Source organism: Pontibacillus sp. ALD_SL1, from assembly GCF_017355605.1.
In genome coordinates this window covers 867,535-890,243 of sequence record NZ_CP062975.1, presented here as the reverse complement: position 1 = coordinate 890,243, position 22,709 = coordinate 867,535, and the positions used below count along the sequence as shown (strand labels likewise).

General features: G+C 41.6%; 45 protein-coding genes. 11 read left to right on the top strand and 34 right to left on the bottom strand.

Annotated features, from left to right (window positions below; all coding sequences use genetic code 11):
* Positions 1-59: 59 nt before the first annotated feature.
* Positions 60-296, bottom strand: a complete 237-nt coding sequence (locus IMZ31_RS24310; RefSeq protein WP_207531033.1) for a hypothetical protein — start codon at positions 294-296, stop codon at positions 60-62.
* Between the two features lie 62 nt (positions 297-358).
* Positions 359-655, bottom strand: coding sequence for a hypothetical protein (locus IMZ31_RS24305; RefSeq protein ID WP_207531032.1), 297 nt, complete (start codon positions 653-655; stop codon positions 359-361).
* A gap of 316 nt (positions 656-971) precedes the next feature.
* Between IMZ31_RS24305 and IMZ31_RS24300 the strand changes: the two genes are divergently transcribed.
* Positions 972-1,208 (top strand): hypothetical protein, encoded by a 237-nt coding sequence (locus IMZ31_RS24300; protein WP_207531031.1) that lies wholly within the window; start codon positions 972-974, stop codon positions 1,206-1,208.
* A 61-nt stretch (positions 1,209-1,269) separates the two neighbouring features.
* On the opposite strand, the gene IMZ31_RS24295 is transcribed toward IMZ31_RS24300, so the two are convergent.
* The 4 genes from IMZ31_RS24295 to IMZ31_RS24280 form a co-directional block, all read right to left on the bottom strand.
* Entirely contained in the window at positions 1,270-1,467 is a 198-nt protein-coding gene (locus IMZ31_RS24295; protein ID WP_207531030.1) for a hypothetical protein, read from the bottom strand.
* A 19-nt stretch (positions 1,468-1,486) separates the two neighbouring features.
* Complete coding sequence (locus tag IMZ31_RS24290; RefSeq protein WP_207531029.1) at positions 1,487-1,876, bottom strand: hypothetical protein; 390 nt, start codon at positions 1,874-1,876, stop codon at positions 1,487-1,489.
* A 247-nt stretch (positions 1,877-2,123) separates the two neighbouring features.
* Entirely contained in the window at positions 2,124-2,369 is a 246-nt protein-coding gene (locus IMZ31_RS24285) for a hypothetical protein (RefSeq protein WP_207531028.1), read from the bottom strand.
* The gene (locus tag IMZ31_RS24280) at positions 2,370-2,534 is read right to left on the bottom strand and encodes a hypothetical protein (RefSeq protein WP_207531027.1); all 165 of its coding nucleotides are present in this window, start codon (positions 2,532-2,534) and stop codon (positions 2,370-2,372) included.
* A 181-nt stretch (positions 2,535-2,715) separates the two neighbouring features.
* Here IMZ31_RS24280 and IMZ31_RS24275 point away from each other — a divergent pair, with 181 nt between their 5' ends.
* Positions 2,716-3,306 carry a hypothetical protein gene (locus IMZ31_RS24275; protein WP_207531026.1) on the top strand — a complete coding sequence of 197 codons (591 nt, stop codon included), beginning with the start codon at positions 2,716-2,718 and terminating at the stop codon, positions 3,304-3,306.
* 26 nt (positions 3,307-3,332) lie between these two features.
* On the opposite strand, the gene IMZ31_RS24270 is transcribed toward IMZ31_RS24275, so the two are convergent.
* Together IMZ31_RS24270 and IMZ31_RS24265 are read right to left on the bottom strand one after the other, a co-directional pair.
* Positions 3,333-3,620 (bottom strand): hypothetical protein, encoded by a 288-nt coding sequence (locus IMZ31_RS24270; protein ID WP_207531025.1) that lies wholly within the window; start codon positions 3,618-3,620, stop codon positions 3,333-3,335.
* A gap of 57 nt (positions 3,621-3,677) precedes the next feature.
* Positions 3,678-4,145, bottom strand: a complete 468-nt coding sequence (locus tag IMZ31_RS24265) for a hypothetical protein (protein ID WP_207531024.1) — start codon at positions 4,143-4,145, stop codon at positions 3,678-3,680.
* A 343-nt stretch (positions 4,146-4,488) separates the two neighbouring features.
* On the opposite strand from IMZ31_RS24265, the gene IMZ31_RS24260 reads away from it, so the two are divergent.
* The 7 genes from IMZ31_RS24260 to IMZ31_RS24235 all read left to right on the top strand — a co-directional run bounded on the left by IMZ31_RS24260 (position 4,489) and on the right by IMZ31_RS24235 (position 8,598).
* Entirely contained in the window at positions 4,489-4,659 is a 171-nt protein-coding gene (locus tag IMZ31_RS24260) for a hypothetical protein (RefSeq protein WP_207531023.1), read from the top strand.
* Between the two features lie 5 nt (positions 4,660-4,664).
* Positions 4,665-5,261 (top strand): ATPase, encoded by a 597-nt coding sequence (locus IMZ31_RS24255; protein ID WP_207531022.1) that lies wholly within the window; start codon positions 4,665-4,667, stop codon positions 5,259-5,261.
* Between the two features lie 953 nt (positions 5,262-6,214).
* Entirely contained in the window at positions 6,215-6,469 is a 255-nt protein-coding gene (locus IMZ31_RS24250; protein WP_207531021.1) for a hypothetical protein, read from the top strand.
* Between the two features lie 60 nt (positions 6,470-6,529).
* Entirely contained in the window at positions 6,530-6,763 is a 234-nt protein-coding gene (locus IMZ31_RS24245; protein ID WP_207531020.1) for a hypothetical protein, read from the top strand.
* A 114-nt stretch (positions 6,764-6,877) separates the two neighbouring features.
* Positions 6,878-7,000, top strand: a complete 123-nt coding sequence (locus IMZ31_RS24575; RefSeq protein WP_242705745.1) for a hydrogenase maturation nickel metallochaperone HypA — start codon at positions 6,878-6,880, stop codon at positions 6,998-7,000.
* Between the two features lie 208 nt (positions 7,001-7,208).
* Positions 7,209-8,135 carry a hypothetical protein gene (locus IMZ31_RS24240; protein WP_207531019.1) on the top strand — a complete coding sequence of 309 codons (927 nt, stop codon included), beginning with the start codon at positions 7,209-7,211 and terminating at the stop codon, positions 8,133-8,135.
* A gap of 115 nt (positions 8,136-8,250) precedes the next feature.
* Positions 8,251-8,598, top strand: coding sequence for a hypothetical protein (locus IMZ31_RS24235; protein WP_207531018.1), 348 nt, complete (start codon positions 8,251-8,253; stop codon positions 8,596-8,598).
* A gap of 1,172 nt (positions 8,599-9,770) precedes the next feature.
* On the opposite strand, the gene IMZ31_RS24230 is transcribed toward IMZ31_RS24235, so the two are convergent.
* Together IMZ31_RS24230 and IMZ31_RS24730 are read right to left on the bottom strand one after the other, a co-directional pair.
* Positions 9,771-10,541, bottom strand: a complete 771-nt coding sequence (locus tag IMZ31_RS24230; protein WP_207531017.1) for a metal-dependent hydrolase — start codon at positions 10,539-10,541, stop codon at positions 9,771-9,773.
* A gap of 32 nt (positions 10,542-10,573) precedes the next feature.
* Positions 10,574-11,407 carry a methyl-accepting chemotaxis protein gene (locus IMZ31_RS24730; RefSeq protein WP_305849414.1) on the bottom strand — a complete coding sequence of 278 codons (834 nt, stop codon included), beginning with the start codon at positions 11,405-11,407 and terminating at the stop codon, positions 10,574-10,576.
* A gap of 724 nt (positions 11,408-12,131) precedes the next feature.
* Between IMZ31_RS24730 and IMZ31_RS24220 the strand changes: the two genes are divergently transcribed.
* Positions 12,132-12,413, top strand: coding sequence for a hypothetical protein (locus IMZ31_RS24220; protein ID WP_207531015.1), 282 nt, complete (start codon positions 12,132-12,134; stop codon positions 12,411-12,413).
* A gap of 119 nt (positions 12,414-12,532) precedes the next feature.
* Here the strand turns inward: IMZ31_RS24220 and IMZ31_RS24215 are convergent, their stop codons facing one another.
* The 13 genes from IMZ31_RS24215 to IMZ31_RS24160 form a co-directional block, all read right to left on the bottom strand.
* Positions 12,533-13,063, bottom strand: a complete 531-nt coding sequence (locus IMZ31_RS24215) for a hypothetical protein (RefSeq protein WP_207531014.1) — start codon at positions 13,061-13,063, stop codon at positions 12,533-12,535.
* A gap of 67 nt (positions 13,064-13,130) precedes the next feature.
* Positions 13,131-13,340, bottom strand: a complete 210-nt coding sequence (locus tag IMZ31_RS24210; RefSeq protein ID WP_207531013.1) for a hypothetical protein — start codon at positions 13,338-13,340, stop codon at positions 13,131-13,133.
* Positions 13,341-13,384: 44 nt separating this feature from the next.
* Entirely contained in the window at positions 13,385-13,774 is a 390-nt protein-coding gene (locus IMZ31_RS24205) for a hypothetical protein (protein ID WP_207531012.1), read from the bottom strand.
* 40 nt (positions 13,775-13,814) lie between these two features.
* Positions 13,815-13,973: a hypothetical protein gene (locus tag IMZ31_RS24200; RefSeq protein ID WP_207531011.1), complete on the bottom strand. Its 159-nt coding sequence runs from the start codon at positions 13,971-13,973 to the stop codon at positions 13,815-13,817.
* A 29-nt stretch (positions 13,974-14,002) separates the two neighbouring features.
* The gene (locus IMZ31_RS24700) at positions 14,003-14,131 is read right to left on the bottom strand and encodes a hypothetical protein (protein ID WP_256438039.1); all 129 of its coding nucleotides are present in this window, start codon (positions 14,129-14,131) and stop codon (positions 14,003-14,005) included.
* Between the two features lie 92 nt (positions 14,132-14,223).
* A complete protein-coding gene (locus tag IMZ31_RS24195) occupies positions 14,224-14,709 on the bottom strand; it encodes a hypothetical protein (protein WP_207531010.1) in 486 nt (161 codons plus the stop codon).
* Between the two features lie 56 nt (positions 14,710-14,765).
* A complete protein-coding gene (locus IMZ31_RS24190; protein ID WP_207531009.1) occupies positions 14,766-15,149 on the bottom strand; it encodes a hypothetical protein in 384 nt (127 codons plus the stop codon).
* 245 nt (positions 15,150-15,394) lie between these two features.
* Positions 15,395-15,637: a hypothetical protein gene (locus IMZ31_RS24185; protein WP_207531008.1), complete on the bottom strand. Its 243-nt coding sequence runs from the start codon at positions 15,635-15,637 to the stop codon at positions 15,395-15,397.
* A gap of 104 nt (positions 15,638-15,741) precedes the next feature.
* A complete protein-coding gene (locus IMZ31_RS24180; protein WP_207531007.1) occupies positions 15,742-15,930 on the bottom strand; it encodes a hypothetical protein in 189 nt (62 codons plus the stop codon).
* A gap of 36 nt (positions 15,931-15,966) precedes the next feature.
* Entirely contained in the window at positions 15,967-16,299 is a 333-nt protein-coding gene (locus tag IMZ31_RS24175) for a hypothetical protein (RefSeq protein WP_207531006.1), read from the bottom strand.
* Positions 16,300-16,318: 19 nt separating this feature from the next.
* Positions 16,319-16,474: a DUF7167 family protein gene (locus tag IMZ31_RS24170; protein WP_207531005.1), complete on the bottom strand. Its 156-nt coding sequence runs from the start codon at positions 16,472-16,474 to the stop codon at positions 16,319-16,321.
* Between the two features lie 21 nt (positions 16,475-16,495).
* Positions 16,496-17,053: a hypothetical protein gene (locus IMZ31_RS24165; RefSeq protein ID WP_207531004.1), complete on the bottom strand. Its 558-nt coding sequence runs from the start codon at positions 17,051-17,053 to the stop codon at positions 16,496-16,498.
* A 33-nt stretch (positions 17,054-17,086) separates the two neighbouring features.
* Complete coding sequence (locus IMZ31_RS24160; protein ID WP_207531003.1) at positions 17,087-17,395, bottom strand: hypothetical protein; 309 nt, start codon at positions 17,393-17,395, stop codon at positions 17,087-17,089.
* 167 nt (positions 17,396-17,562) lie between these two features.
* Between IMZ31_RS24160 and IMZ31_RS24155 the strand changes: the two genes are divergently transcribed.
* Positions 17,563-17,934 (top strand): hypothetical protein, encoded by a 372-nt coding sequence (locus IMZ31_RS24155; RefSeq protein ID WP_207531002.1) that lies wholly within the window; start codon positions 17,563-17,565, stop codon positions 17,932-17,934.
* 44 nt (positions 17,935-17,978) lie between these two features.
* On the opposite strand, the gene IMZ31_RS24150 is transcribed toward IMZ31_RS24155, so the two are convergent.
* The 11 genes from IMZ31_RS24150 to IMZ31_RS24100 form a co-directional block, all read right to left on the bottom strand.
* Complete coding sequence (locus tag IMZ31_RS24150; RefSeq protein WP_207531001.1) at positions 17,979-18,134, bottom strand: hypothetical protein; 156 nt, start codon at positions 18,132-18,134, stop codon at positions 17,979-17,981.
* Positions 18,127-18,363: a hypothetical protein gene (locus tag IMZ31_RS24145; RefSeq protein ID WP_207531000.1), complete on the bottom strand. Its 237-nt coding sequence runs from the start codon at positions 18,361-18,363 to the stop codon at positions 18,127-18,129. Before IMZ31_RS24145 ends, IMZ31_RS24150 begins: the two co-directional genes overlap by 8 nt.
* A gap of 49 nt (positions 18,364-18,412) precedes the next feature.
* The gene (locus IMZ31_RS24140; RefSeq protein ID WP_207530999.1) at positions 18,413-18,643 is read right to left on the bottom strand and encodes a hypothetical protein; all 231 of its coding nucleotides are present in this window, start codon (positions 18,641-18,643) and stop codon (positions 18,413-18,415) included.
* Between the two features lie 13 nt (positions 18,644-18,656).
* Entirely contained in the window at positions 18,657-18,989 is a 333-nt protein-coding gene (locus IMZ31_RS24135) for a hypothetical protein (protein ID WP_207530998.1), read from the bottom strand.
* 52 nt (positions 18,990-19,041) lie between these two features.
* Entirely contained in the window at positions 19,042-19,281 is a 240-nt protein-coding gene (locus IMZ31_RS24130; protein WP_207530997.1) for a hypothetical protein, read from the bottom strand.
* A gap of 177 nt (positions 19,282-19,458) precedes the next feature.
* The gene (locus IMZ31_RS24125) at positions 19,459-19,704 is read right to left on the bottom strand and encodes a hypothetical protein (protein ID WP_207530996.1); all 246 of its coding nucleotides are present in this window, start codon (positions 19,702-19,704) and stop codon (positions 19,459-19,461) included.
* A 99-nt stretch (positions 19,705-19,803) separates the two neighbouring features.
* Entirely contained in the window at positions 19,804-21,210 is a 1,407-nt protein-coding gene (gene iscB / locus IMZ31_RS24120) for an RNA-guided endonuclease IscB (RefSeq protein WP_207530995.1), read from the bottom strand.
* Between the two features lie 311 nt (positions 21,211-21,521).
* Positions 21,522-21,749, bottom strand: a complete 228-nt coding sequence (locus IMZ31_RS24115) for a hypothetical protein (protein ID WP_207530994.1) — start codon at positions 21,747-21,749, stop codon at positions 21,522-21,524.
* 190 nt (positions 21,750-21,939) lie between these two features.
* Positions 21,940-22,110 (bottom strand): hypothetical protein, encoded by a 171-nt coding sequence (locus IMZ31_RS24110; RefSeq protein WP_207530993.1) that lies wholly within the window; start codon positions 22,108-22,110, stop codon positions 21,940-21,942.
* 54 nt (positions 22,111-22,164) lie between these two features.
* Positions 22,165-22,329, bottom strand: coding sequence for a hypothetical protein (locus IMZ31_RS24105; RefSeq protein ID WP_207530992.1), 165 nt, complete (start codon positions 22,327-22,329; stop codon positions 22,165-22,167).
* Between the two features lie 18 nt (positions 22,330-22,347).
* Positions 22,348-22,566 (bottom strand): hypothetical protein, encoded by a 219-nt coding sequence (locus IMZ31_RS24100; protein ID WP_207530991.1) that lies wholly within the window; start codon positions 22,564-22,566, stop codon positions 22,348-22,350.
* Between the last annotated feature and the right edge of the window lie 143 nt (positions 22,567-22,709).

The following is a 22,709-nucleotide window of genomic DNA, read 5'->3' as shown; positions in this document are numbered from 1 at the left end:
GATCGGTCGTATATGTAGTTCTAAAAAGCCACCAAGGAAGACTTTGGTGGCTTTTCGGTTTAATGGGATTTGAGAGTGATAAAGGGTTCGAGTGGTTTGCGTTCTAATTGTTTAACTGTATTTAAGGAAAGCTTTGTATCGTACAACTCGTTTACCCATAAATATTTTGTAATTTCAGTATTCCCTTTAAGATAATTTTTTCTGTTGTTGAAAATAATGCAGATTTCACTGCGATCCTCTAACAACTCTTCCACTTGTTCCTCGGTGTTAATTTCATAGTCAACGTATTGAATCATGATAATTCCCCCTTGTTTATATACGATATGAACCGATCGAAAGCTATATGAGCTTCTATAATTTAAGCGTAAAAATTGATCTCTTTTGCTTCATCGTCATACGCCCATAATCCCTCCATATCCTGGTCGTTGTACAGCTCAATCGCTTCATCCACAATCTCCTCGTCTGACCTTCCTTTGATGTTTTCAATCCTTACCGTTTTATGGAAGGTGATATAGGCTTCTCCAGCTGTCTCCCTGCACCCGTTCACCTTCAACTCGTCATTCCGTCGACATTCAGACATGTTTTCTTCCAAAACCTCTAATAGTTGATCTTTTGTATAGGATGGCCCAGCCGTGCCATTTAGTTTGCTTTCCATGTTCATCGCTCCTTTAATGCATTGTATTCGGTTGGGGGAAACATATGCTTTAAAGAAAGGAACCGCTAAAGACGCATCGTGAAAACTCTCTATTTCACTTTATAAAATCTAACACTTGTTTCTAATGTAAAAAAGCCAGCAACTGTTAAAGTTACTAGCTGTTCATTTTCAAAGATTTCTAATCCGTTGTAGCGCAAGTCTCTCATTGGTATAATCCTCCTATCTTTATGTATAATGGCATTATATGAGTGGACAATGTGAATATGCGACGCGTGCATGTTTCACACACAATAAACAGAGGATGGAGGAGTTCATAATGGAAGCAAAAACCTTCAGAGATGGGATCAGAAAGAGAATTCAGCGTGTGTCGGAAAACAGTGGCAGCGAAGAAGCTTTGGGCGTTCGCGAGTTGCAAAAGATGCTGTATCGGATGGTGCACCGAGAAATCAAGGGGATCGAAGATGAGGATTATATTTATGATGTCGGAAAACTGCTGCTGGAAGTGGCAAGGTTAAGAAGTGTTTCGAAAGAGGAAACGGACAAAAACCTATAAAAATGAAAAAACCACCAAAGAGGGTGGTTTTTTGCTATTTCGAATGGCTTCTCATTTGAAATTATAACTCATCCAAATCCCGTATAAATGCTTCAAGGTCTTCTTCTGCAATATCTCCGCCGTTTTCGTTCACCATCTCCAGTTCTTCACTGTCTTCGAGTAGATCATTAGCAGCTCTTGAAATGGCGAACATCCAAAACGCTTCGTGATCCAATCCGTGTTTTCTCATCAGGGTCATCATTTTCTCCTTGTAATTCATACCTCAACACTCCCTCGTTTTATTTAGACCATTTGACTTTGTTCACATAGTCTTCATTTTCTTCGTTCCAGACAAGCGTGTATATATCATTCTCCTCACTCGTGCGTGCCTCTACAAGGGCTGCACCGAGACCATCAATATCGATGGCAATCCCAGGGTTTTCTGGATCACTCGTTTTCTCGGCGACCATCGTTCCTTTTGGGGTTTCAACAACAAGGGAAAATGCGCTTGGGTGCAGACGATTCGGGAACCGTTCTAACACTTTTAAGGCTGACTCGATTGCTGCTAATTCTTCTCTTGCTTTATCTGCCTCTTCTTCGTTTACGCCGCTTTGATAGCCCACCTCCTCTTGAAGGGCCTCTCTGATATTGATCAGCGTACGGTATTCTAATGAGTGTGTTGCGTTCATCTTCATCTTCCTTTCTACTTTTTTCTTATAGTACCATCAGATCCGTCGCGATGATGAGAAATGACAGATTAATGGATCATTCCCTTTTCTTTTATTATATGTGGGTTATGATTCAAAAAGAGCCCGCCGAAAGTAACGGGTTCCGTTTTAAAAAAAAGATGATGAAAACAACATTAGAAAAAGCAGAGGATTTCACATCCATCTGCTTTTAGTTAGGTTTTATTAAATCTGGTGAGGGGGGTACCCCTCACTTTATTGTAATTGTATATGTCCAGTCGCCCTCATTTACCACATATTTTCCAACGTGCAAGTTTTCCAATTCTTCTGTTTGCTCATGATCTTCTTGCCACGCCAGTTCATAATTGCTCACGATTTCATTAATTTCATTTTGTGCTAGACGCTTTTCGTTACCGTTTATTAAAGCGTATTTTTCTGTTGAATCAACACCTACAACATGACTCCCATTGCGTTTCTTTTCGATTGTTACCATCATTTAAAATTCCTCCTTCATAATTAAGCTGCTTTTTAAAGTTGTAGCAAATTTTCGGCAGTTATAAAAAGGATACCCTTCGAAAAGATCAATTTGAATCCCTAACTCTTGGGCAAAATCGAGCTCAGCATTTAAGTTACTTAATTCCACATCCTTGATTATAATCATACTCCCCACTCTTTTATGCATTTTGCTTACGATTATTTTAACATTTATTTTTTGTTGGGCGTAAAAGAGGAGGTCAAAATAATAAGGACTCGCCAAAAGGGGCTTTCATGGGCACATTTTTGATCACCTTCTTCATCCCTTTGGTATACTGGGAGGAGCAAATGCAGAGAGGACGATGATTATGTATGGCTTGTACACAGAATGGAAGACGACTCATCACGACCTGTTTGATTATGTATTGTTGCTCGAGGTTCGATTGCTTTCGGCGGCTAGTTTAGAACCAACCGAAATCGGAACCGCTCAGGTCGTCATGACGGATGAAAAATGGCTCGGAGATCGAGGGAATCTACCTCTTGTGGACTACGTGCACTATGATTTCAATGACGAACGTAATTGGTACGAGCGCACACCTTATGAATACCTCGAAGATACGCTTCGTTGTACTCGTTATGGACAGGGTGGCGGGACACATGGGAAACTGGCTCGTATTCTTAAAGTCGAGATCCACAGGGAATATCGGGGTAACGGACACTTCCACTTCTTATTCGGTCGGATTCTTGATATGTTGAAAAAATGGGATGTGGATGTTGCTGCGCTTATGCCATCTCCATTCGGAGATTGTGACAGAGACCCAGACGGAGATCCCTTTTCCGTTAAAGTTGGTTTACCCGAAGAGGGAGAGGCGGAAAGACGTCTTCAAACCCTGTACAGTCGATACGGATTCGAGAAGTGTGACAATGAAGGCATTCCCTATATGACATTACGACTATAAAAAAGCGAAGATCTGCTTCGCTTTTTTTACAGGTAAAAGATGCGCATGAGTAACGCAACGACCACGAAAGGGATGGGCATCAGAGCGACAATCGTCCAAAACATTCGCATGTTCCCATCTTTCCCTCGCTGTTTATAACAATTGATCACATTCAAACCCACAAATGGCAACATAAATTGTGGAATGACAGCAAGAAGTTGCGGCCAAAACCATTCTCTTGACCCCGTTAACGCAAGTCCAAAAACGAAAATGCAAAGGAACAAAACATAAATGGGTATCAGAGCAATATTGAATATGATATAGCTTCGTTTCATGCAAAACCCTCCTCAATTCCTTCTTTATAGCGCAATCTGTTGTTCTGTCAAGCGCTCCTACACCCACTTCATCATATGGATAAGGGTGATCATTAGCGGGAACAGGATAATCGAAATCCCCACCCACTTCTTTTTTATGAAGGGACTCAACACCATCCCTCCACCTAAAGTTATGATGAGGGCGCCTGTTATAATGAACTCCCTCACTCCCGTTATTGGCATGGATGTGACTAACACGAAAGAGAGGAATGTGATGCCACTTAAGGATACGAATAGGATTTGAAAGACACGCTCCTTCAGCTTCTTTTTCAGCAATAGGTGTATGATGAGCGTGCCGATCAGGCTTGCGGTCGCGATCGGCAATAAGAGAATCGTGTTCATCACGCTCATTTTCCCAACGTAAAAGGACCATTCGACCTCATGCAAAGAACCATGAAAAGCAAGCCACAACACAAACAGAACGAGCTGCAACAGAAAAGCAATCCCAAGCGAACAGTAACTTCTGTATATCCACTGACCAGCCATCTCTACCACCTCCATGGTCTATCTTTGTACCACGAGAACTACCCTTGAAAAAGAAAAAGCACCCGAAAGGCACCCCTACATACAGACTTGAGGAAACAACAGGAAAACACTCGCTGAACATTGCATCGGATTGGGTGTATACCCATTTACCTCAACCTAATTTCGCGAGAGACACCTCTAACAACATCCGAGTCTCAGTTATCGCCCCCTCATTTCATCTATACCTTACAATACTTCACCCATTCGATAAACAACTTCTTATCAGGCCGCATGTATTGAAGGAACGGATTCATGAATGACTCGTTTCATGTTAGAATATAGTATACAGAAAGGGTGATTTAGAGTGGAAAATGAGCATGTTGAAGATATTATAGAAAAGAAAATTCAAAGCGCGGCAGATCAAGCGCGTGCAGAAGCTAAAATGCACAACACGTATGTGGTGTATATGGACGATGATGGGTTTGTTGTAAAAGAGTACCCTGATGGAAAAATCGTAAGAAGTGCAGAGGAATAAGGTTAATGGAAAAGCAACGAAACCCAAGAATGATTGTTTTCGCAGGCAACAATGGGAGCGGAAAATCGACGCTACGCCATACGCTTTTCGAGGAATTGTATACTGCGGTCAATATTGATCCAGATTTATTGGCAAAAAAGTACGCCCAGGGATCGAATAATGCCACTTTGCTAGGCGGAAAAGAAGCAATCCGTATGGTAAATGACTGCATTCAGAGAAAAGTTGATTTTTCCTTGGAAACAACTTTATCGGGAAAACTGATTAAGCGTCAGATTGAATCAGCAAAAAGGAACGGATTTGACGTTTATATGTATTTTGTCGGAACGAATTCAGTTGAGATTAATATCGAAAGAATTAAGCAGCGTGTGCTTAATGGCGGACATGATATTCCAGAAGAAACAGTTCGTAAAAGAGGCGAAAGAATCGTCTCAAATGTAGTAGGGTGTTTAGGGAAAATAGATTATTTGCGAGTTGTAGATAGTACGTATAAGACAATGAATACAATATTCATTTCAACACGAAAAGAATTAATAAAGAAAACGGAATATACCCCAGAATGGGTAACGCCGATTGTAAAAAGAATAAAAGATGATAAAAAGTAGAGACGTCCGTATAAGATTGTGGATTGTCTCTTCTTTTTTCGTATGGTTTATCAGGGTTTGTTCAAACCCATCATCCTTATAGTCGTAAATCTAACTGAAATTTGCGATTAGATAGATGTTTACCCATCCCCCTCAAACTAATTTCGCGAGAGACGCCCCTAGCAACATCCATCTATTCCCAAAAATGACTACTTTCGATCGCTTCTTCATTTTTTGTTACTTTACTTTACGTTTTGTTACTTTACGTTACCTTACATTTATTTGTTATCTTACATAATCCCTTTTTTTGACATCCAGATAACTCTTAATTATCTTGAAGTTACATAACATAGGTTATGGTTAACTAGATTAAAAGGTTTTGATTGTTCAGATTATTTAGGGTGATTTTCTTGTTTACATAACTCTGTACTAGGTAACTAACAAACACCTATCCTTTTAACTCTTTTTCGCATGCTGCGCAATGAGGTTTACAGTCTATGTAGAGAATCTCCTTTTCGAGCATTTCCCCTTTGCACCACGCACAACGACAGATTTTATTCCCCTTTTCCCACGTTTCCAGTGCCAGCTCCCCAACGCCCCAGTCATCCTTTTCGATATAGATCTGTGCTTGTCAGGCTGCTGTGCACGTATTCGTTTTGAGATTCATAGATGCCATACCCTCTGTCAAACGCTCTTGTGACCACATAAATTCTCATGTCCCCTCTCCTCCCCAACCGACTCCGACTTTTGCTTCATCATAATGCTAATCCACCCTTTTGTTTAGAATAGATTTTCGCTTTTTTTAGACAATAATGAATCGTTGGGAAACTCTTCGTTTATCTCTTGTTTTAATACCAGAAAAACATATATATTATTAACTTTGTATTATTGGAATCTCCTTGTAAAAAAGAAGGAGAAAAAAGGTTCTGGAACTAGTGAATGGTACGCGTTTTTACAAAGAAGGAGGATGTCACATGGGAAAAAGAATCGTTCATTTCGATCAGGATTGGAAGGACGGCAAGATGAGAATGGACTATGAATGGGTGTACAACGATACCACGTACGTAATCGAAAATATCCCGATCAAGAACCTGCCGATCGGCACGGACGATGGTATGATAAAGAGTGTGGCGGTCATGGTGGAGATGATTATGAGGCTTCAACAGGACGGGAAAATACACTCCCGCATAAACTTTTCCGATGTGGAAGATCTGTTGGACGATTGGTGATATTCATCGCGGGCGCAAACATTCTGTCATGTTCACAAAAAACGACTGGAGGCCTGTTTTATGAAAGGGATAGGAATGGGGTTTCTGATGCTGGTTCTGGTTTGGCTGATACTATTCACCCTGGGGATCCTCGTTCACGCAACGGGTTCCCTGCTGGCTTTACGACCTTACACGAACGATTTGATTCAAACATTCTTGAAAGAATCCGCAACACTTGCCAACGTCATCACATTTGTCATACTCATGTTCATAATTCCTTTTGGCCTCGTTTCCTATCAAAAGTCAAGAGAATAACAGGGTCGCCCCAGGTGAAGGGAAGCAACGTTGGCTTACCCCCCTGAATTTACTTCATAAGAAAATACTGGTACAATTAGGTGGACTTTCTAGTGCAAAAGGGGGAGAAGTTTCATGGATTTTCTAAAACGAGTTCTAAGTACCATTTACTATTGCAGAAAATGCGGTAAGGATTTCACGGGGGACAACAACTGGCAACATTGTCCTCATTGCGGAAGCGGAGATATTGGTGCCTAAGAAACACAAACAAACGCAAAGCTCATCCGTTAAGGATGGGCTTTTTTGATGCATTCTTCTTCGGTAATGCCACCGCGTTCGCGCCCGTCCGAGTAACCAAGTGGACAGCTTCATCGAAGTGTGTGGTATGTTTGATCGCTGTAATTTTGAACACATTTCGTGAATATGCTCTACAATGGACGCATCTTACAACGAAGGAGCGATCACCATGTGGAGAGATGACGAAGACTATGAATACATGAATGATTATGACCTGGAGGAAAAGAGATGGTCAGACGACCTGGATGAACGCGCCCGTGCCGATGAGGAAGCGGAGCGCCGCGAGGAGGAAGCTAGAGAAGAAGAACGAAGGTATCACGAAGATCAGGAAGCTTTCTGGGAAGAAATGCGCCAAGACGCGGAGCGCAGGGATGAAGAACGAGAGGAAGTGCGCGAAAGGGATCGCGAATGGTATGAAGAAAAGGAGAGGGAAGATGAACTTTATTATGAGGATCGGAACTACCGTACCCCTCCTGTAACGTTTGGGGGAAGCTCTGTCGCAAGGCCTCAGGCGAGTTATACCCGCACCCGTCCGTATGTTCAACCTGTCAAAAAATCAAACGTCCCTTTCTTGAGCAGAATAGGCCTTCTGATTGTGGCGATCTTTGCTGTTGCCGAATACGAGTTGGTTGGTGACATGCTGGGGCAGTACGGAATTGTGGCAACCGAATTACCACGTTTCTTTCTTCCGTTCGACCCCTACACAACGTCAAGCTTGTATGAAAAAGTCGTGCTCATGCTCTGGACAGCTTTTTATGTCACCATCTTTTCGCTTCCTTTTGCAGCCATTTCTATGCGCAAAACGCTTACTCGCTACGGGGTTCTAGCTGTTTTGATTGGAACGGGGTTTTTGATCTTTGGAGTGGCAACAAACCCTGAATCCTCCGTTTACCAGGCTTCGCTGTTGTTTTTTGTCGCTATGATCCTATACCGAATCGTGTATCGGATGATTTCTTCCAGTTTCAGAATCGGCCTTGTCATGCTTGGAATCTCGACCCTTGGTTTCTTCCTTAGCGGGAACGATTTGATCTACCCGTGGTATTTTCTGACGATCGCGAGTTCCTTTCATCTGTTAGCCGAGAAAATAAACCCATAAAACCTCTTGAATCTTCAAGAGGTTCTTTTTATGTTCTTTTCCCTCATCAAACGACATATCCAAAGGGTTTTCGTTTCAGCAAAACAAAGGTTCTTATATAAATGGAGGGATTTTTATGCTGATGCACGATGGGGTTTCCATGGACAACTGTTTCCATCTTTCGAATACGGAGTTTCCGAACTGGCGCGAGATGTACCGCCAGTCTTTATCCATGGCAAAAGTGGGGTTGCAATCGATGATCAAAGCCATCGAGGAGAATGAGTTTTGCTACGAGGAATGGGAAGGTGGGTCGTACGGGTGTTGTGTCCGTGATCTGTTCGACGTCTTATGCGGGAATCGTACAAGGACATCCTGCTACTGTATGCTGCAACAGGGCAAAGAAAAAGATGCTTTACCTCTCATGAGAAAATCACTTCACCTCCTCCTGGCTGAAATGGCTTCAGTTGAACATTCTGGCCAGTAAAGGAAAGAAGGGCTCAGAGGGAAAACGAAGGGCGTTTGTTAAGGAGCGAGCATCTTGTAGACACTTTTTATTAACAAGAAATAAAAATCGCCCCCTTTCCAGGGAACGATTTAGGGTTTTATGTTATGAAACGGGTGCCTTAACAGGCGAAATCACCAACAATGAGGCAAGGAAGCCCCCACATTTATGTGTGGGGAGGAATTGCCACAAGGGCGAGATTTTAAATCTAACTCATCTTTCGATGGTAACGTGAGCGTATGCTCATCTCTCCTCGCACATGTTAAGAAGGGTTGATTGCAATATAGACACGACTCGCTACACCCCTAGCTGGTTGTTTAATCTATATTCCATAGAGCCTAGAACTGGAGAAGCATTCCAGGGTATGCACCTTCTTAACGGAGTTCGTTTAGCATTTCTGCATAAAGGAACCAATGCTGGTCAACTCAGAGCCTGTTGGGAATTTCCCGACAAGCCCCCGCTTTTAAGCGTGGGGTAGTTGACTTCGATATACCGAATATTCCGTACGGGTACGACAGTCTTACTGCGTTTCCCATCCTGCTCGTTTTCCACTTTTAATAAATCATCCCTACTAAGAGCTTTAACGTCTAACCTGATAAATAAAACCCCGTTCGGCAGCTTACTCTCTGGTGCAGCACCTATGAAAACATCTTTATCAAGAAGTGTAATACGAAGGTATTGATCACCTTTTAGCCCTGTGTTTATCTTATGCTTTTCATTTGTTGCGCAGAACAAAAAAGGATGAAAAGAACAAAAATCATCAAAATTGCTATAAATGGTTTAATCCATCATTTATACGTAAATCTTACCGTCCCTAAGATTATTTGTATTTTTTATAGGAAAACATGTTTCATACAATTTTCAATGAACTCTTGTTGAAGAACGTATAATATCGAGGGGGTTGATAAGGAGACTGGCCATAATGATGGATGGGGTACAGCGATCCTTGACGACTTCGACCGAGGATCCTATAATAGGGGTTGCCATAAAATCCGTAACGAACGTTACGTCAAACAAGGGCCATGCATTCAGTTGTATGGCCCTTTTTGTTTGATCGTCACCCACAACAAGATCCAAAGCGGAGAGGGAGACTTGCCCTTTTGTGGGAGAGAAGTGCACGAAAAACCAGCAGACCGCTTTGGTCTGCTGGTTTTTTAAAACATGCGTCTCTCCCCGTATCCCATCACCACAACACGGGTATTCCCTTTTATATACTGAAGCATTTCATGGTCTTTATTTTCCATAAACCCGACTATTGGGAAGGCTTCCAATAACGCATCATAGTCAGACGGAGCAGGTGCCTGTTCCCTTGTCGGAAATGTATGGCTGGGGATTACAACGTCCGCTTCTAATAAGTTATCCACTGCGTACGCAGCTTCCCTCGGCCCCATCGTAAACGTACCCGAGGAAGACAAAATAGCAATAGTTGGCTGATAGACTTCTTGAATCCATTTCATATCCGCCATTAAAGCCGTGTCCCCAGAATGATAAATAACGGGACCGTTCTTGAAGTTAAGTACGTACCCTGCCGCTTCACCTGCATACGTTAAGTTCCCTGTTGTTTCTCCGTAACTCGATGTATGCTTGGCTGGAACCATAGTTGCGGCAACACCATCAAGCTCAGCCGTACCCCCGAAGTTTAGAGGGAATACATTCTGGACCCCTTCTCCCATTAAAATCATAGCCAGCTCATATTGTGCGATGATTTGACATTCAGGATTTGCGACCAGCACTTTTTTTACGCCACTCGTGTGATCAAAATGACCGTGCGTTAGCAAAATCCCGTCCAATGAACGGAAAAAGACTTCTGTTCGGTATTCGTCTGGGCATCCTGGATTCATGTCAAAAAACGGATCCACCAAGTATTTTTTCCCCTCTTCCGTTGTAAACAAAAACATTGCATGCCCTAACCGTGTAAGATGCATATGCATCCCCTCCCTATTTTTATGACACAACTTTATGTGTTTTCTGATTTCAAAAGTTGCGTAATTTCATACACCCGCTCTTGCAGATCTTCTAACGCCTCTGACAGTTGGTCGAGTTGATCTGTCTGCACATGATAAGCATGCTGCGAATCTTGGACAGAAAGGGTCAATTTTTCTGCGCCCTCCGTCAACTTTTCCATTTGCTCCTTAATCGTTACTGAAAACTGTTCGGAGTCTTGCGAGAGCTTTCGAACCTCATCTGCAACCACCATAAACCCTCTCCCGTACTCTCCAGCTCTGGCGGCCTCAATGCTTGCATTAAGGCCCAGCAAGTTGCTGAGCTTAGCTATGCTTCGGATATTTTCGCTTAATCCCGCAATCTCTTTTACCTGGGAGCCGACAACATCCATAAAATCCCCCATATTCGTAATCGACGCTTTGGTTTCCTCTAAGGACTCTGATATGGTTACCGCGTTGGTTGACACTTGTTGGATAAACGAAATCAAATGTCTGGATATCTCCTTCAGATGCCGCTTCTTTTCAATGCTCATCCCAACCAAAAGCGTTCCCACAACAACCCCGTCATCATCCTTTAAAGGAATGCCGCAGGCTAAATACTGAACACCAAACACACTGCCCTCAATCTCTTCTTTGATAGACTTTCCCTGAAAAAGAACTTTTTCAGCAAGGGCTCCCCGTTTTATGGGGTCTCCAGGTTTAATCTTAAAGTTCAAACGTTGCCCCGCCTCATAACAAACATATTGTTCTGAATCGGTCAGGCCTATGGTAACTTCATTTTCCAAAAGCTTAAGCAGTTGATGCACAAGCGGAAACAGATCTTTATAATATTGAAACTTATTATCCATAATCCCCCTCCCCCTCTCTTTATTTAAATAAAAAAAACGTATCCCTTTTTGTCTTTCCGACAGCAGAACACTAAGGATGACTGCCGTGGAGTGCCAATAAACAAAACAGATGACCAAATGGCTTACCCTCATCATTTTCTATCAAACATAACCCAGAGTACCCCTTCAAAATCTACGATTTAGTGGGGGGTGAATGGGTCTTTTTTATCCCTCTCCCTAATGTTTTCTCCCATTTAAACATATACTAGATGTATAGGGAGGTGAAAATATGACTTACGAAACTCAACAGATTTGGATTAAAAAAGGCCATAAATTGTACGGCTATTGCCAGTCTTCCTGCCAAAACGCAAAATAAGATAGACTTCTGAAGTTCCACCTGCAAGAAAACCAAACATATGAAATATCTTTCATTTAATGGCAAAATTGTACTTATGTCGATGGAAGGACGTGAAAAAGCAAATGCAAATCAATTTCCAAATGAATACATAAAAGCTTGTTCGCACCACCACATTAATGAAAATGAATAAGATATGATTACACTTGGAGGCGGATTCGTTGAAGGATAGTATAAAAAAAGCTTGGATTTATTGGAGTGGGCGTTTTAGCTTTATCTTTAGGGATATTTTCAAATTCTTGGGACTTTGACAGAGATGAAGCGGTCGGATAGGTGGAAGAAGAACCAAAAACGATAGATGATTTAGAAGAGTGGGAGTATAAACCCAGTATGGAAGAACAAATGGAAGAATATTTTTCAAATAGGGGTCAGACGTTTGATAAAAAAGAAAGTGCTGCTGCATTTGCACCTGGAGAAGAATACGAAACTTATGCAGGTTTCTGGCTAGAGAGTGAAATGGGAGCACCTCATTTTTTCCATTTTAAAGATGGATGGCTAATGAAAGTAGACAACTTTTTTGAAGAAGAGGTAGCGAATAACATAACTACCGATAAGGACAAACAGCGATATAAAGAAGCGTATTTTGAAGAAGAATATGGTGATCAAGAATAGAAAAAAACGAGCGAATGAACACTCGTTTTTATTTCATGATGAAACACATTCTCCCGACATCTTTACAATCGAATGTCGACACTCAAAAAAAGATGCTCACCTGAGCATCTTTTTCGCTATTACTTTCTTTCGATGGCAAACTGATACGACTCATAGTCGCTTTTTTCATCGTTATAAGCGAGGCTGTAATGGTCAAGAACCCGATCCAGTGAATCGTGGCACTCATCCCACATGTTGCATTCTACAATCACTACGTCATCATCCCCGTTCAGAAAATCGTTCAGCGTCGTAATGGCTCCCTTTAACACCTCGATATCCGCCTCTACATCTCGACCGTCAAAATCAAGAGGCGCGTTTTGGATCCGCTGTAATTCTTTTTCGACAAAACGGGAACGAAGAATCGTCATATTTTCATAGGATTCATTTAACACCTCTTCTGCTTCTCCTGGGCTCGCATCAAGATTGAGCTGAATGATGCGTCTCGCAACTTTCCCTGGCGTACTTGCTTCCTCAACGGCGATATAGCCTTCATCATTATCATCGGATCGGTGCATGTTGAACCAGTTTCGAACGGTTCCGACAACCTGCTCCCGATCTGTCGCAAAGGCACTTTCACATAAAAAACCATCAATTCTCGCTATGATATACACGGATCATTCCCCGTTTCGTTTCGATTTTTTGCAATGGGTGACAGAACTCATTGTTCCAACGCCTTTCCTATACTTGAAACAAATACACCCCGTTGTATTTTTCAAAAGACGTTCTGTCTGTTTTCCATGCTTCTTTAACCTGTTCGACCGTAGGACTGATGATTGTTCCGTCCTGGTTTTTCTCCAAAGCCCAGGTACACGCGTAAGAATAACCTCTCTTTGTTGTAACGACGCATAATTTGTGAGTGTCACTGAATTCCTTGATTTCAATATACATGAGTTCCCCTCCACATAAGAATAAAGGTTCCGTGGGCGCCATTTCTAAAGCAATTCTAGATCATCAACTATACCATATTCCTTCATCACCTTTTTTAACTCAACCTCATTCGTAAAGGCGTTTTGTTTGGTGCAGTCTATAAAACCACCTTTTGCTAACATTTCAGCTGTAATTTGCTCTTTAGTGACTACCGTTTCATCAAACTCAACATCATCTTCAACTTCCCATGCTCGATCGACTGTTTCTTGGTCTATTTCACTTAAATCGATATCAAATAAATCAACCCAACCTTTTTGTTCAGACACGTCAAAACGATTTAAGATTACGATTTGATAGCACTCTTCTTTTATTGGTTTAATCCAAAAATCGCCGCCTATTAATTCGTATCCATTATTTCTTTCTAAATATGGATGCACTTCTGCGTCTTCCTTCATGAACATGCAGCTCCTTTGTCATTATTTATGCAGCTTTTGCCTATTCTTGATGATGAACTTCTACGATTTTTACGTCACCCTGAAACTCGAACCCTTCTTCCTTCAACCCTCTTAACTCTTCGAATGCTTCTGAAAGGTCTCCGATCGGTGAGCTGATTACGCCTTTTGAATCAACGATTTCATAATAAGGTGTTTTCATAGCTTACATCCCTCTCTGTTATTATTTTTTTATCCCTTGTTGTGCGTTTCGAATGCATACAGATCCTCATCGCATTCAAAACACTGATACTCGTACTCTTCCAACTCACTATTTTCCACTTTGCTCCCGCATCTGTTGCACACTCGTTTTTCCGCCATACAACATCATCCTTTCTGCCAGTCACTACCCTTATTATAAACGGTTTTATATAGGTAATATAAAAAAAGAAGCGTTCTTTATACGCTTCTTCCTACGACGCCTCGGCCTTATTGAAAATCGCTTTTTCTCTTAGTTTTTCATACCTGATCCCTTTATCGAATCGATGAAACGTTGCGAGGATCAGAAAATAAAAGAACGCAAGACTCGCATCCGATGGGAAGAGGGTAACATCGTAGGATAGCAGTAACGGAAGCGGCAAAATAATGATCAAAACGGTAATCAAATACACAACGCTTTTCCGTTTGAAAGCACGATGCTCCGCTTTCCATGTTTCGTTGATCTCTTCTAAGGAATCAGCTTCCATTTCCATCAGACGCAGGAAGTGATCATTCGATAGTTTTTTCAGGTGTTTCATGAGCATACGATGTGTGTATAGGCCTGATATGACACCGCTCAACAGAATGGAAAAAACGCTGTCCCGAAACGCAATATAACAAAGCAAAACGGTTAAAAAAAGACCGAACATGCGCAGGTCTTTCGCCTTTACTAACAGGAGCCTTCCCCTGGTTGATTTCATCTCTTATCCCCCTGATTGATGACAGATATTTACTTTTATAAACAAATTCCCCTTGTTTATGTTGGGAAATCAATTTTCTTTCCCACTAAACTTGCTAACAATAAAACACTCTCTTTGTTGGATGGTGTGAACAGCCCTTGAATGCCATGACTTACGGTTTTGATAACCCCTTCAGTGTCCACGTTTAATTCCATAATGACCGACGACATGTCTGTGTTTACATCTTCAGCATCGACGCCTTCAGGCGCATAAATCATATCCGCTTCGCTTCGATCAATAAATGTGATCGTTTTTCCATCACTTAAATCCGTGATTGTTGTTTCTAATGTTCCGAACACGGGCAATGCACCCTTTACCATTTGCTTAAAGCCTTCCAGGTCAGCCTTTTGTTCTTTGAAAAACCCATCTTTAATCGCTTCAAAAAACTGTTCTCGATTCATCCCATCACCTTTTCTTGCTTAATGTTTTCATGGTAAGCATATCATGGATCTCCATCATTTACTAGATTTTAGGTAGACAAGCGGGAATGCTCGGTTGGTTAGAGGTTCACTAAAGCAGACCTCCATTTTGTCATATCCAAAAATTTTTGTTTAATGTTTTTCGAGGTTTATCCTGCCAATAAGGTGCACACGCGATTATATCTATTCCGCAGAGTAAAGGGAAAAAGCACCCTAGAGGGGTGCTTTTATCGTTGAAATACCGACATGGCTTTGCGTTCAGGAAGAGGAATGTAGATTTCTTCCCATTCCAGCTTTCGCCCGCACGAGGGACAGAACACGAAATCTTCCTCCATAAACGTTCCGCACCCTCCGCAATAGGGTTCGGCATCATCACCAGCAGACATGTAACTGGCGTAAGCAGGCGTCCAACAGACTTTTGCTACCTTTTTCTCCCGTTTGTTAATCAGAAGCGGGAATCGTTTTCTCATTAGGCTCATCCTATCTGTATAGTAATCTTGTTTGTTCTTATTCTATGGGGAAAGCGTTCGCTTCATGAAATAAAAAAACCAGGGAGATGTCCCTGGTTTTTGGATTATGCTTTCTGTCTCAGATAAGGTTCGATCTTTTGATAGGTTTCATTTGTCACAATCAAATTCGTGCCATTTGTTTGATAAACAATATACCCATCGCTTGTACGGGCTTTGCTGGTATAGGTCAGTTCGCATGCTTCTCCTTTTTCAATCGCATTTAACAGACCATTCAATGTTCGGCATCGTTTCATAGAAAGCGCCTCCTTCAGGTTTTTATTTCCCAAATTTTAAGCTGGAATGTACACATGATCGTTAGCATTGATAACGTGCACATCGTCGGTTTGCGGTGTAACCGTTCCGTTGATATTTACAGAAAAACTGATATTCATCGTTTCTTCAATCTTCCGCCAATCAAGATCATCGGTTTCCGTTACAGCGTCCCCATAAGCTTGTGAATACGCCTCATTATAATCCTCATCGCGCCAGTCCTCAGCATTTTCCACTTCCCCGCGCCATAAGGCATCCAGTGTGTCTCGGAATGTTTCGGCGTGCTCCTGTTTCTCGAATAACACAAGATGGTGACTCCCCTTTAAATGATTCATGACTTGAACAGCAAACATATGATCATCTCCTATATCGTTAAGATTTTCTTTCCCAATTAAAATCAAGCTGTTCAAACATCCATTCCTTAAACGCTTCTTCCACTTCCACTTCCGTCATGTCATCGGGTAATTCCACTTCTTCCGTAACTTGACTGCCTACATATTGAGTTTTGACTCTGAATTCATAAATCATGTTACATCCTCCTGTACTGGTTCATTGTTTCTGTTTTTCAAATTCCATTGGGCTCCAGTATTCATCAGAACACTCATAAATCATCCACTCTTCCGCACCAACCTGACCTTCAGAATCGACATCGATTCGGACCATCACCTTTTTCCCGTCAGGATCTGTGGCATTGAAGTAGAGGCAATCTCCCTCATCCTCTGTTTCGAACACGACGTTTTGATAGTAGCCGATTGATTCGATATAGCCCTGTACCTCTTCGACGGTATAGTTCAATTTTCGTTTAATGTGCTTGTGGTAGTATACTAGATCCTCATCATACTTGTCATCATCATATCGGAAATCGCATAACTCCTGATGTGCCCCCTTCAACTCTTCGTCGCTTAATCCATGATAATACACGGTTAAAACAGCCACCCACAGTTGTTTTTGTTGGATTTTGTCACAGCACTCCCACTCATCTTCAAGTGACGCGTTTCCGATACGGTGAGCAAAATCAATAAACACCTCGTCGAGTTCAGGGTGCTCAAAAAACAGGGTTTCCTGACGAATCAAGTCATCCAGCATCATCACTCTTGTATAGTCCATACATTTCCCCTCCAAGTATCGTGATGAGTACCGTTAGCCTAACACTAAAACCATTCGATCCTCTTCGAGTAAAATAACGCGTTTCGGAGTCACGCCTGTTACGTTTCCGATTACCATATCAGCAGCATCTTCAGCAGCTTGCGGATCATCCGCCGCATCTTCTTCGACATCTAAAAACCTCATTATCTTAGGATCATTCGGGATACGCAGAACACGCTCACCGCTTAGCTCGCCGATGAGAAAGCGAAAGTCGTCTACACCGATGATCTTTGAAACTTCCTCTTCAATGTCCCTTCTCCCATACAGCTTCGCTTCATCAAACTCATGCATGGTGTGTATCATCGTATCATCCTTTCTTCTTGCCCGTATTGCATCTAGTATACCTTACGATTAAGGGGTGAGGTAAAACATCTCAAGATTTCGTATCCTCTCCAAAAAAAGACGTTCTCCTACGGGTTTCATACGTCCTTTTTCGTATGGTATTGTTGGACGGAAAGGGGAGTAAATAAATGACACACGACACAAATAAAGGAAGAGTTATTAACATACACAGCATGAAGGGGTCACGCATTCGTTACGATGCAGAAGGATACAAAATGACGAAGCTGTTTAAGTGGCTCGGGTGGACGATTATGGTGATCGGTATTATCGGTTCTTACGGGATTGCTCAAACCACACATGAGGTTCTCGACTACCCTGTCTTCAGTTTTTCAACGTTTTTTGCCTATGCGCTCGGCAGCATTGCAACAGGTGCTCTTTTTTTGGGCTTGGGAGAGATTATATCCCAACTTCGCATGAACAACGAATTGCAGGACGTGGAGATCAAATACCTGAAAACGCTGGTGGATCAGACAGGTGAAGAAACTGGGAACGGTACATAATAATAATAAAAAAACGACTTCAATACGAAGTCGTTTTTGTTGTTTTACTCTCTGTTTTGTAGCGGGATTAACAAATCAGGCATCACTTCAACTTGCTCACCCTTCTCCGTTTCGCATATCCATCGTTCGCCTGCCTCTTCGACAAAATACAAGTATTCTCTACGAATGACGTGCATGAATTTTTTACCTTTTTCAGCCATTTTCATTCCCCATTTCCTGTATAGGTTCAAATCTTTTTCCATCTTCTACGCCTGCAAGATACGCATCGTTCAACAGCCTCGCAAGTTTTACGGCCCGATTCCAGCCCATCCCTGTTTTGATTAGGATGCCGTTTCGGTAGACAGAACAATGCCTTTTTGCTTCTCGAATTACCAAAAACTCCCCTACAAACGTATAGCGCTGTCCTTTCTTGTTTTTGCATGTGAACATCCCTACACCTCTTGTTGTTTTGGTTCGGTTCATGAGGATCGATAATTCGCTATTTCATCACAACGGCAATGCGTCCGTTGATTGTTTTAAATAATCGTTTCACCTCTTGATCCTTTCTCTCCCATGCATAATACGCCATATCTTCCTTGTCATCGTAGTACACAACCGATGACCCTTCTCCAAGCAAGAGGATTTCTTCTGTGGTCAGACTGCTTTCTTTTAGGGGTTCTACCACCAATCGGTGTGAATCCATCTTGTAATAATCAGTTGTCCGTAGCATGAGATCCTCTCCTTTATTTTTTATTCCACCAGCCGCGCACTTCATCATCCATTCTGTGGTCGTATTGAATCAATTCCCCTTCGATATAACCCTGTTCCAATAAACCTCCGACATGTCCTGTATCCGCGTCATTTAAGGTTCTGTCCGAGCTGTCAAAGAAGGTGTATTCGACCTCAATCCCGTTGATCACGGCCCTGTTTTTTTCTTTCTCGACGATTTCATAGGAATTGAGATTATGGATCAGCGTATTGACCATCTCCGTTGCTTCACGATCCCCTACTGGATCGAGTAAATTGGCTTTCATCAGTTCAAGCATCGTGATAGCATCCTCGTATCGTTTTCTCATTGTACCAGGCCCCTTTTGATTCAATTTTTATGCCGTTGTCAGCTGAAAACTCCTATACTTCCACATTTAATTCAACAGGCTGAATGTGTCCGTAAACGAGAAGGGTGTCAAGCGTACGAATGTCCATTTTTATGATTTCGTCCTCATCGCGGTCACTGCATTCGACATCACCTTTACGAAGATCTTTGATTACGACTTCTTTCACTTTATCTTCTGTGAACACACCAACTAAATGATAACTGTTCGTCATCTTCCATTGATCGCAGTGATAGTATACATACAGTTTATCCATCTTTATCTTCCTCTCTTATTAACTGATACTCCTATTATAATCGGAAACGAGAAGGTGTTTGAAAAAACACCCCTTTTTCAGAGTTCAGGCAATGAAAAAACCAGGTTGAAAAGAACCTGGCTTTTGATGATCCGTTTTGTCTCAGGTATTTGTATTGTAATAAATCCGCTTCCCATTTCATTTCAATGAATCAAGCAACATTTCTCTGACATCGTATATACCCTGTGCTCTTTGTTTTTGGTTGTTGCATTCATCGTTAATCTTTTTCGCTTTTTCATCCAATTCAAGATATCTTTTGTGAGTGATCGTTTCTGATTGCATTTCTTTCTGTATTTCATTATGCTGATCCGATAAATATTGAGCTTCTTTGATAACGTCTCTGTACATTTCAGACACGCGTTCAATAGCTTCCCTTTCGCTCATATGAGCATACACCCCTTTTCAGGTTGAAACAATTCCTTACAGTTTGATCTTTAGCCAATAATCTTTGCCTTCATCAAGGGGCGGTGGATACACGTGGCTTCAGCCATGTGAGGAAACCGCCCGACTTTTTCTCTTATAATCCCATCCATCGTTACGGTGGACAACCTGGCAGTGTTTCCAAGAAACACCCTGGATCGTTTCGCCTGTAAGGTGGTTCTTAATGTTAAAGAATCCGTTGTGACGAATCGAAACGCGACCAAAGTACGTTCCCTGTTTTTTACCTGTTGGAACAAGAGCGTATACAATGTCTCCTGTTTGAACGTTATTACACAGCTTCTTCCGCTCTCGATGACCTTTACGCTTTCCTTTCTTGTCATACTTCTCAGTATGAGTGTGTTGTTTCGGGAACCCATATTTATCTACGCGAGCCATTTGTCGATTCCCTCGACCAGTTGCGTGGAACTCTAACACTTGATCAGTAAAGAAGTTCCAATGCAAAGAATCCCCGACACATAAAGCGTCATAATAATGTTCTTTGGGGAGATCAGATTTTATGCGCTGCATTTTTGTCTTAGCTCCACTTTGGGAATACAGAGGTAATTCTCTATTTTTTAACTTGTTATAAAGTGCCCATCGTGTTGCGTTTACCGCACTTGCATCTTTAAGAGGTTGTTTTCTCTTTCTTAACACCTTCGGTATTTCTGAAGATATAGTTTTATATCGTTTGGATTTCTTTTTCTTGCTAGCTTCAAGCCATTCAGATAGAAACAAACTTCCTTTTTCCTCGTTACAAGGTCGGCAAGCTAGAGTAAGGTTTGAAACTCGATCACTGCCACCTTTAGAACGTGGCTCAATGTGCTCAACCTCTAAAGGAACATCCTCTTCGTGGCAATAAGCGCATTTTCTTCCCCATTTTTCTAAAAGGTATTCACGAACCTCGTATCCATTTAACTCCCCTTGTTGATACTCAACCCCTTTTATTTCAGGATTTTCTAGCTTTTGAGTATCAAATTTAACAAGTTCTAGAGCTAAAGAATCAATGGGGATAAACCTCATAAGTTTTCGCAGTAGATTTTCTGTTTGCGAAATCCTAGATCCAAGAGAAGGGGCCAACCATCCTCTTGGACGGTTCGTTGTAAATGAAGATGTTTGTCCTTTTTGGTTAGGGAATTTGCACCTACGATAGCGTGTTTTTCTACCTCTACGACCTCTCCGTAAGGAGTTTCTTGATTGGAGTTCTTCAGAAATGCCTTTTTTATGATGCAGTTCTGATAAAACAACAACGTTATTTCCTTTTGTGATCGTTAGCCCTGTTATCTTACTTCCAGGATCAATCTTCGCTTCGTAACTATGGTTAGAAACTGTTTCTTTCTTTTCTTTCAAGCGAATAACGAAGGGGTAGCGTTTATGCACCACAGCTTTCCCTCGTTTTAATAGTTTCCTAGCTTTTGCTGGATGACACATATCTAATGGCTCTTTGTTTTTGTTTAAGACACAGACAAACAATGGTTGTCTCCTTTCGCATCCCGATAGGGATGAACATATGGTGTTACCTCACTCAAAAGAGTGGTGACGCGACCGCTAGGTCATCTCTCCTCGCCAATGTTAAATAGAGTTTCGATCTCCGCAGACTGTATCGGTGTCCCACACCGCATCCTTTTACGTACGGAGAAAGGCACTTTCGTACTGGAGAAGCATACGAACGCCTGTCATCTCTTAAAGAGAAATCATCTATCTAACGTAGTCTAAAGTAGACTGAGGCTGGACAACAAAGACTTCATCACTGGCTTTTACAAGCCCGCGACTTTAGTCGTGGGTTATTGACTCGACTGCTGTTCGATTAACCACTGGTCTTTCATCTCTTCACCCAGTAAAAAATCAATCGTTCCGTCTTGATTAAATCTCATATTTCTGGCTTTTTGCCAATCCAGCCACGATTCTGATTGATCTTCCTTTTCCGTTTTGACGCTATTCGATTGCACTTTCACAACCGTTCGCACCTCACCATTATGATAAGGTTTTAAAGCATTTTCCACGATCTTCAATTTCGAACCCACTTCTAACGATATTTTTAGCTGTGATAAGTTTTGAACAACCACAGGATCATATCCCTTCTGTAAAAATTCTATATTGGTTCACACGTTGTATGTCTCTTTAACGAACGTAAAGATGATTAATTCGTCTCATTCGACTTATTCTCGAGATCACATAAAAATCAAATCAACATTTTATCCATTACTTGTTAAACTTGTATTCGATATTGTCTAAAACCATTCTAACTCCCTCTGCATAATTCAAATACATTTGTGCATTTTCTTTATCATTTTTTTCTAAACAATTTGTTGCATTTTTCTCTAATTGTTCAAGAGTATCACTAACAACCTTTACCACTTCTTTTGCTCTCATACTATCATTTCCCTTCTGTATAAAATTAGAATTATATCAACTCTGCATTTTCTGTTAACGCTCGTATAGCTCTTTCGCGTAGATGATTTCTCGGTTTGTGAACTCGTCTTTTTCCCCTTCTTTTAACGCAAGAACATGCTGATCGAACTTATACCCAATCACCACATAGCGGCAGAGGTACCCGCATCGTTTTACGATCTGCCCTTCTTTGAATTCCATATCGCATCTCCCTTTCTCTTAGGTGATGACTGCGTAGCGTAAGGCGTATCTGTCGTCTACCGTGACCATATCGCCCTTTTTAAGCAACGTCTCAATTGTTTCGTCAAACTGTTTGGGCGTATACGTTTCATAGCGAGCATCAATTTCTGATACAAACTCATCCACGAAAAATCCCCTGTCTTCTGTGTTCAAGACCTCCAGAATCTTTTCACCCAGCTCTTGTTTAATCGGATTCATGCTCATCTTCCTCTCTTATTGATTACTACTCTTATTATATAGGAGGTTCCGTGCTTCGTATAAAAAAGACTCGTTTCTTTATCCCTTCCCACCTCCAATCCTCTCCTGTGCTATAATCATGAAAAATACAGAGAGGAAGATTC

Coding starts and splice junctions, on each gene's coding strand:
- IMZ31_RS24310 (WP_207531033.1), bottom strand. CDS start 296: ATGATTCAATACGTTGACTATGAAATTAACACCGAGGAACAAGTGGAA.
- IMZ31_RS24305 (WP_207531032.1), bottom strand. CDS start 655: ATGGAAAGCAAACTAAATGGCACGGCTGGGCCATCCTATACAAAAGAT.
- IMZ31_RS24300 (WP_207531031.1), top strand. CDS start 972: ATGGAAGCAAAAACCTTCAGAGATGGGATCAGAAAGAGAATTCAGCGT.
- IMZ31_RS24295 (WP_207531030.1), bottom strand. CDS start 1,467: ATGAATTACAAGGAGAAAATGATGACCCTGATGAGAAAACACGGATTG.
- IMZ31_RS24290 (WP_207531029.1), bottom strand. CDS start 1,876: ATGAACGCAACACACTCATTAGAATACCGTACGCTGATCAATATCAGA.
- IMZ31_RS24285 (WP_207531028.1), bottom strand. CDS start 2,369: ATGATGGTAACAATCGAAAAGAAACGCAATGGGAGTCATGTTGTAGGT.
- IMZ31_RS24280 (WP_207531027.1), bottom strand. CDS start 2,534: ATGATTATAATCAAGGATGTGGAATTAAGTAACTTAAATGCTGAGCTC.
- IMZ31_RS24275 (WP_207531026.1), top strand. CDS start 2,716: ATGTATGGCTTGTACACAGAATGGAAGACGACTCATCACGACCTGTTT.
- IMZ31_RS24270 (WP_207531025.1), bottom strand. CDS start 3,620: ATGAAACGAAGCTATATCATATTCAATATTGCTCTGATACCCATTTAT.
- IMZ31_RS24265 (WP_207531024.1), bottom strand. CDS start 4,145: ATGGCTGGTCAGTGGATATACAGAAGTTACTGTTCGCTTGGGATTGCT.
- IMZ31_RS24255 (WP_207531022.1), top strand. CDS start 4,665: ATGGAAAAGCAACGAAACCCAAGAATGATTGTTTTCGCAGGCAACAAT.
- IMZ31_RS24250 (WP_207531021.1), top strand. CDS start 6,215: ATGGGAAAAAGAATCGTTCATTTCGATCAGGATTGGAAGGACGGCAAG.
- IMZ31_RS24245 (WP_207531020.1), top strand. CDS start 6,530: ATGAAAGGGATAGGAATGGGGTTTCTGATGCTGGTTCTGGTTTGGCTG.
- IMZ31_RS24575 (WP_242705745.1), top strand. CDS start 6,878: ATGGATTTTCTAAAACGAGTTCTAAGTACCATTTACTATTGCAGAAAA.
- IMZ31_RS24240 (WP_207531019.1), top strand. CDS start 7,209: ATGTGGAGAGATGACGAAGACTATGAATACATGAATGATTATGACCTG.
- IMZ31_RS24235 (WP_207531018.1), top strand. CDS start 8,251: ATGCTGATGCACGATGGGGTTTCCATGGACAACTGTTTCCATCTTTCG.
- IMZ31_RS24230 (WP_207531017.1), bottom strand. CDS start 10,541: ATGCATCTTACACGGTTAGGGCATGCAATGTTTTTGTTTACAACGGAA.
- IMZ31_RS24730 (WP_305849414.1), bottom strand. CDS start 11,407: ATGGATAATAAGTTTCAATATTATAAAGATCTGTTTCCGCTTGTGCAT.
- IMZ31_RS24220 (WP_207531015.1), top strand. CDS start 12,132: ATGGAAGAACAAATGGAAGAATATTTTTCAAATAGGGGTCAGACGTTT.
- IMZ31_RS24210 (WP_207531013.1), bottom strand. CDS start 13,340: ATGTATATTGAAATCAAGGAATTCAGTGACACTCACAAATTATGCGTC.
- IMZ31_RS24205 (WP_207531012.1), bottom strand. CDS start 13,774: ATGAAGGAAGACGCAGAAGTGCATCCATATTTAGAAAGAAATAATGGA.
- IMZ31_RS24200 (WP_207531011.1), bottom strand. CDS start 13,973: ATGAAAACACCTTATTATGAAATCGTTGATTCAAAAGGCGTAATCAGC.
- IMZ31_RS24700 (WP_256438039.1), bottom strand. CDS start 14,131: ATGGCGGAAAAACGAGTGTGCAACAGATGCGGGAGCAAAGTGGAAAAT.
- IMZ31_RS24195 (WP_207531010.1), bottom strand. CDS start 14,709: ATGAAATCAACCAGGGGAAGGCTCCTGTTAGTAAAGGCGAAAGACCTG.
- IMZ31_RS24190 (WP_207531009.1), bottom strand. CDS start 15,149: ATGAATCGAGAACAGTTTTTTGAAGCGATTAAAGATGGGTTTTTCAAA.
- IMZ31_RS24185 (WP_207531008.1), bottom strand. CDS start 15,637: ATGAGAAAACGATTCCCGCTTCTGATTAACAAACGGGAGAAAAAGGTA.
- IMZ31_RS24180 (WP_207531007.1), bottom strand. CDS start 15,930: ATGAAACGATGCCGAACATTGAATGGTCTGTTAAATGCGATTGAAAAA.
- IMZ31_RS24175 (WP_207531006.1), bottom strand. CDS start 16,299: ATGTTTGCTGTTCAAGTCATGAATCATTTAAAGGGGAGTCACCATCTT.
- IMZ31_RS24170 (WP_207531005.1), bottom strand. CDS start 16,474: ATGATTTATGAATTCAGAGTCAAAACTCAATATGTAGGCAGTCAAGTT.
- IMZ31_RS24165 (WP_207531004.1), bottom strand. CDS start 17,053: ATGGACTATACAAGAGTGATGATGCTGGATGACTTGATTCGTCAGGAA.
- IMZ31_RS24160 (WP_207531003.1), bottom strand. CDS start 17,395: ATGATACACACCATGCATGAGTTTGATGAAGCGAAGCTGTATGGGAGA.
- IMZ31_RS24155 (WP_207531002.1), top strand. CDS start 17,563: ATGACACACGACACAAATAAAGGAAGAGTTATTAACATACACAGCATG.
- IMZ31_RS24150 (WP_207531001.1), bottom strand. CDS start 18,134: ATGGCTGAAAAAGGTAAAAAATTCATGCACGTCATTCGTAGAGAATAC.
- IMZ31_RS24145 (WP_207531000.1), bottom strand. CDS start 18,363: ATGTTCACATGCAAAAACAAGAAAGGACAGCGCTATACGTTTGTAGGG.
- IMZ31_RS24140 (WP_207530999.1), bottom strand. CDS start 18,643: ATGCTACGGACAACTGATTATTACAAGATGGATTCACACCGATTGGTG.
- IMZ31_RS24135 (WP_207530998.1), bottom strand. CDS start 18,989: ATGAGAAAACGATACGAGGATGCTATCACGATGCTTGAACTGATGAAA.
- IMZ31_RS24130 (WP_207530997.1), bottom strand. CDS start 19,281: ATGGATAAACTGTATGTATACTATCACTGCGATCAATGGAAGATGACG.
- IMZ31_RS24125 (WP_207530996.1), bottom strand. CDS start 19,704: ATGAGCGAAAGGGAAGCTATTGAACGCGTGTCTGAAATGTACAGAGAC.
- IMZ31_RS24110 (WP_207530993.1), bottom strand. CDS start 22,110: ATGAGAGCAAAAGAAGTGGTAAAGGTTGTTAGTGATACTCTTGAACAA.
- IMZ31_RS24105 (WP_207530992.1), bottom strand. CDS start 22,329: ATGGAATTCAAAGAAGGGCAGATCGTAAAACGATGCGGGTACCTCTGC.
- IMZ31_RS24100 (WP_207530991.1), bottom strand. CDS start 22,566: ATGAATCCGATTAAACAAGAGCTGGGTGAAAAGATTCTGGAGGTCTTG.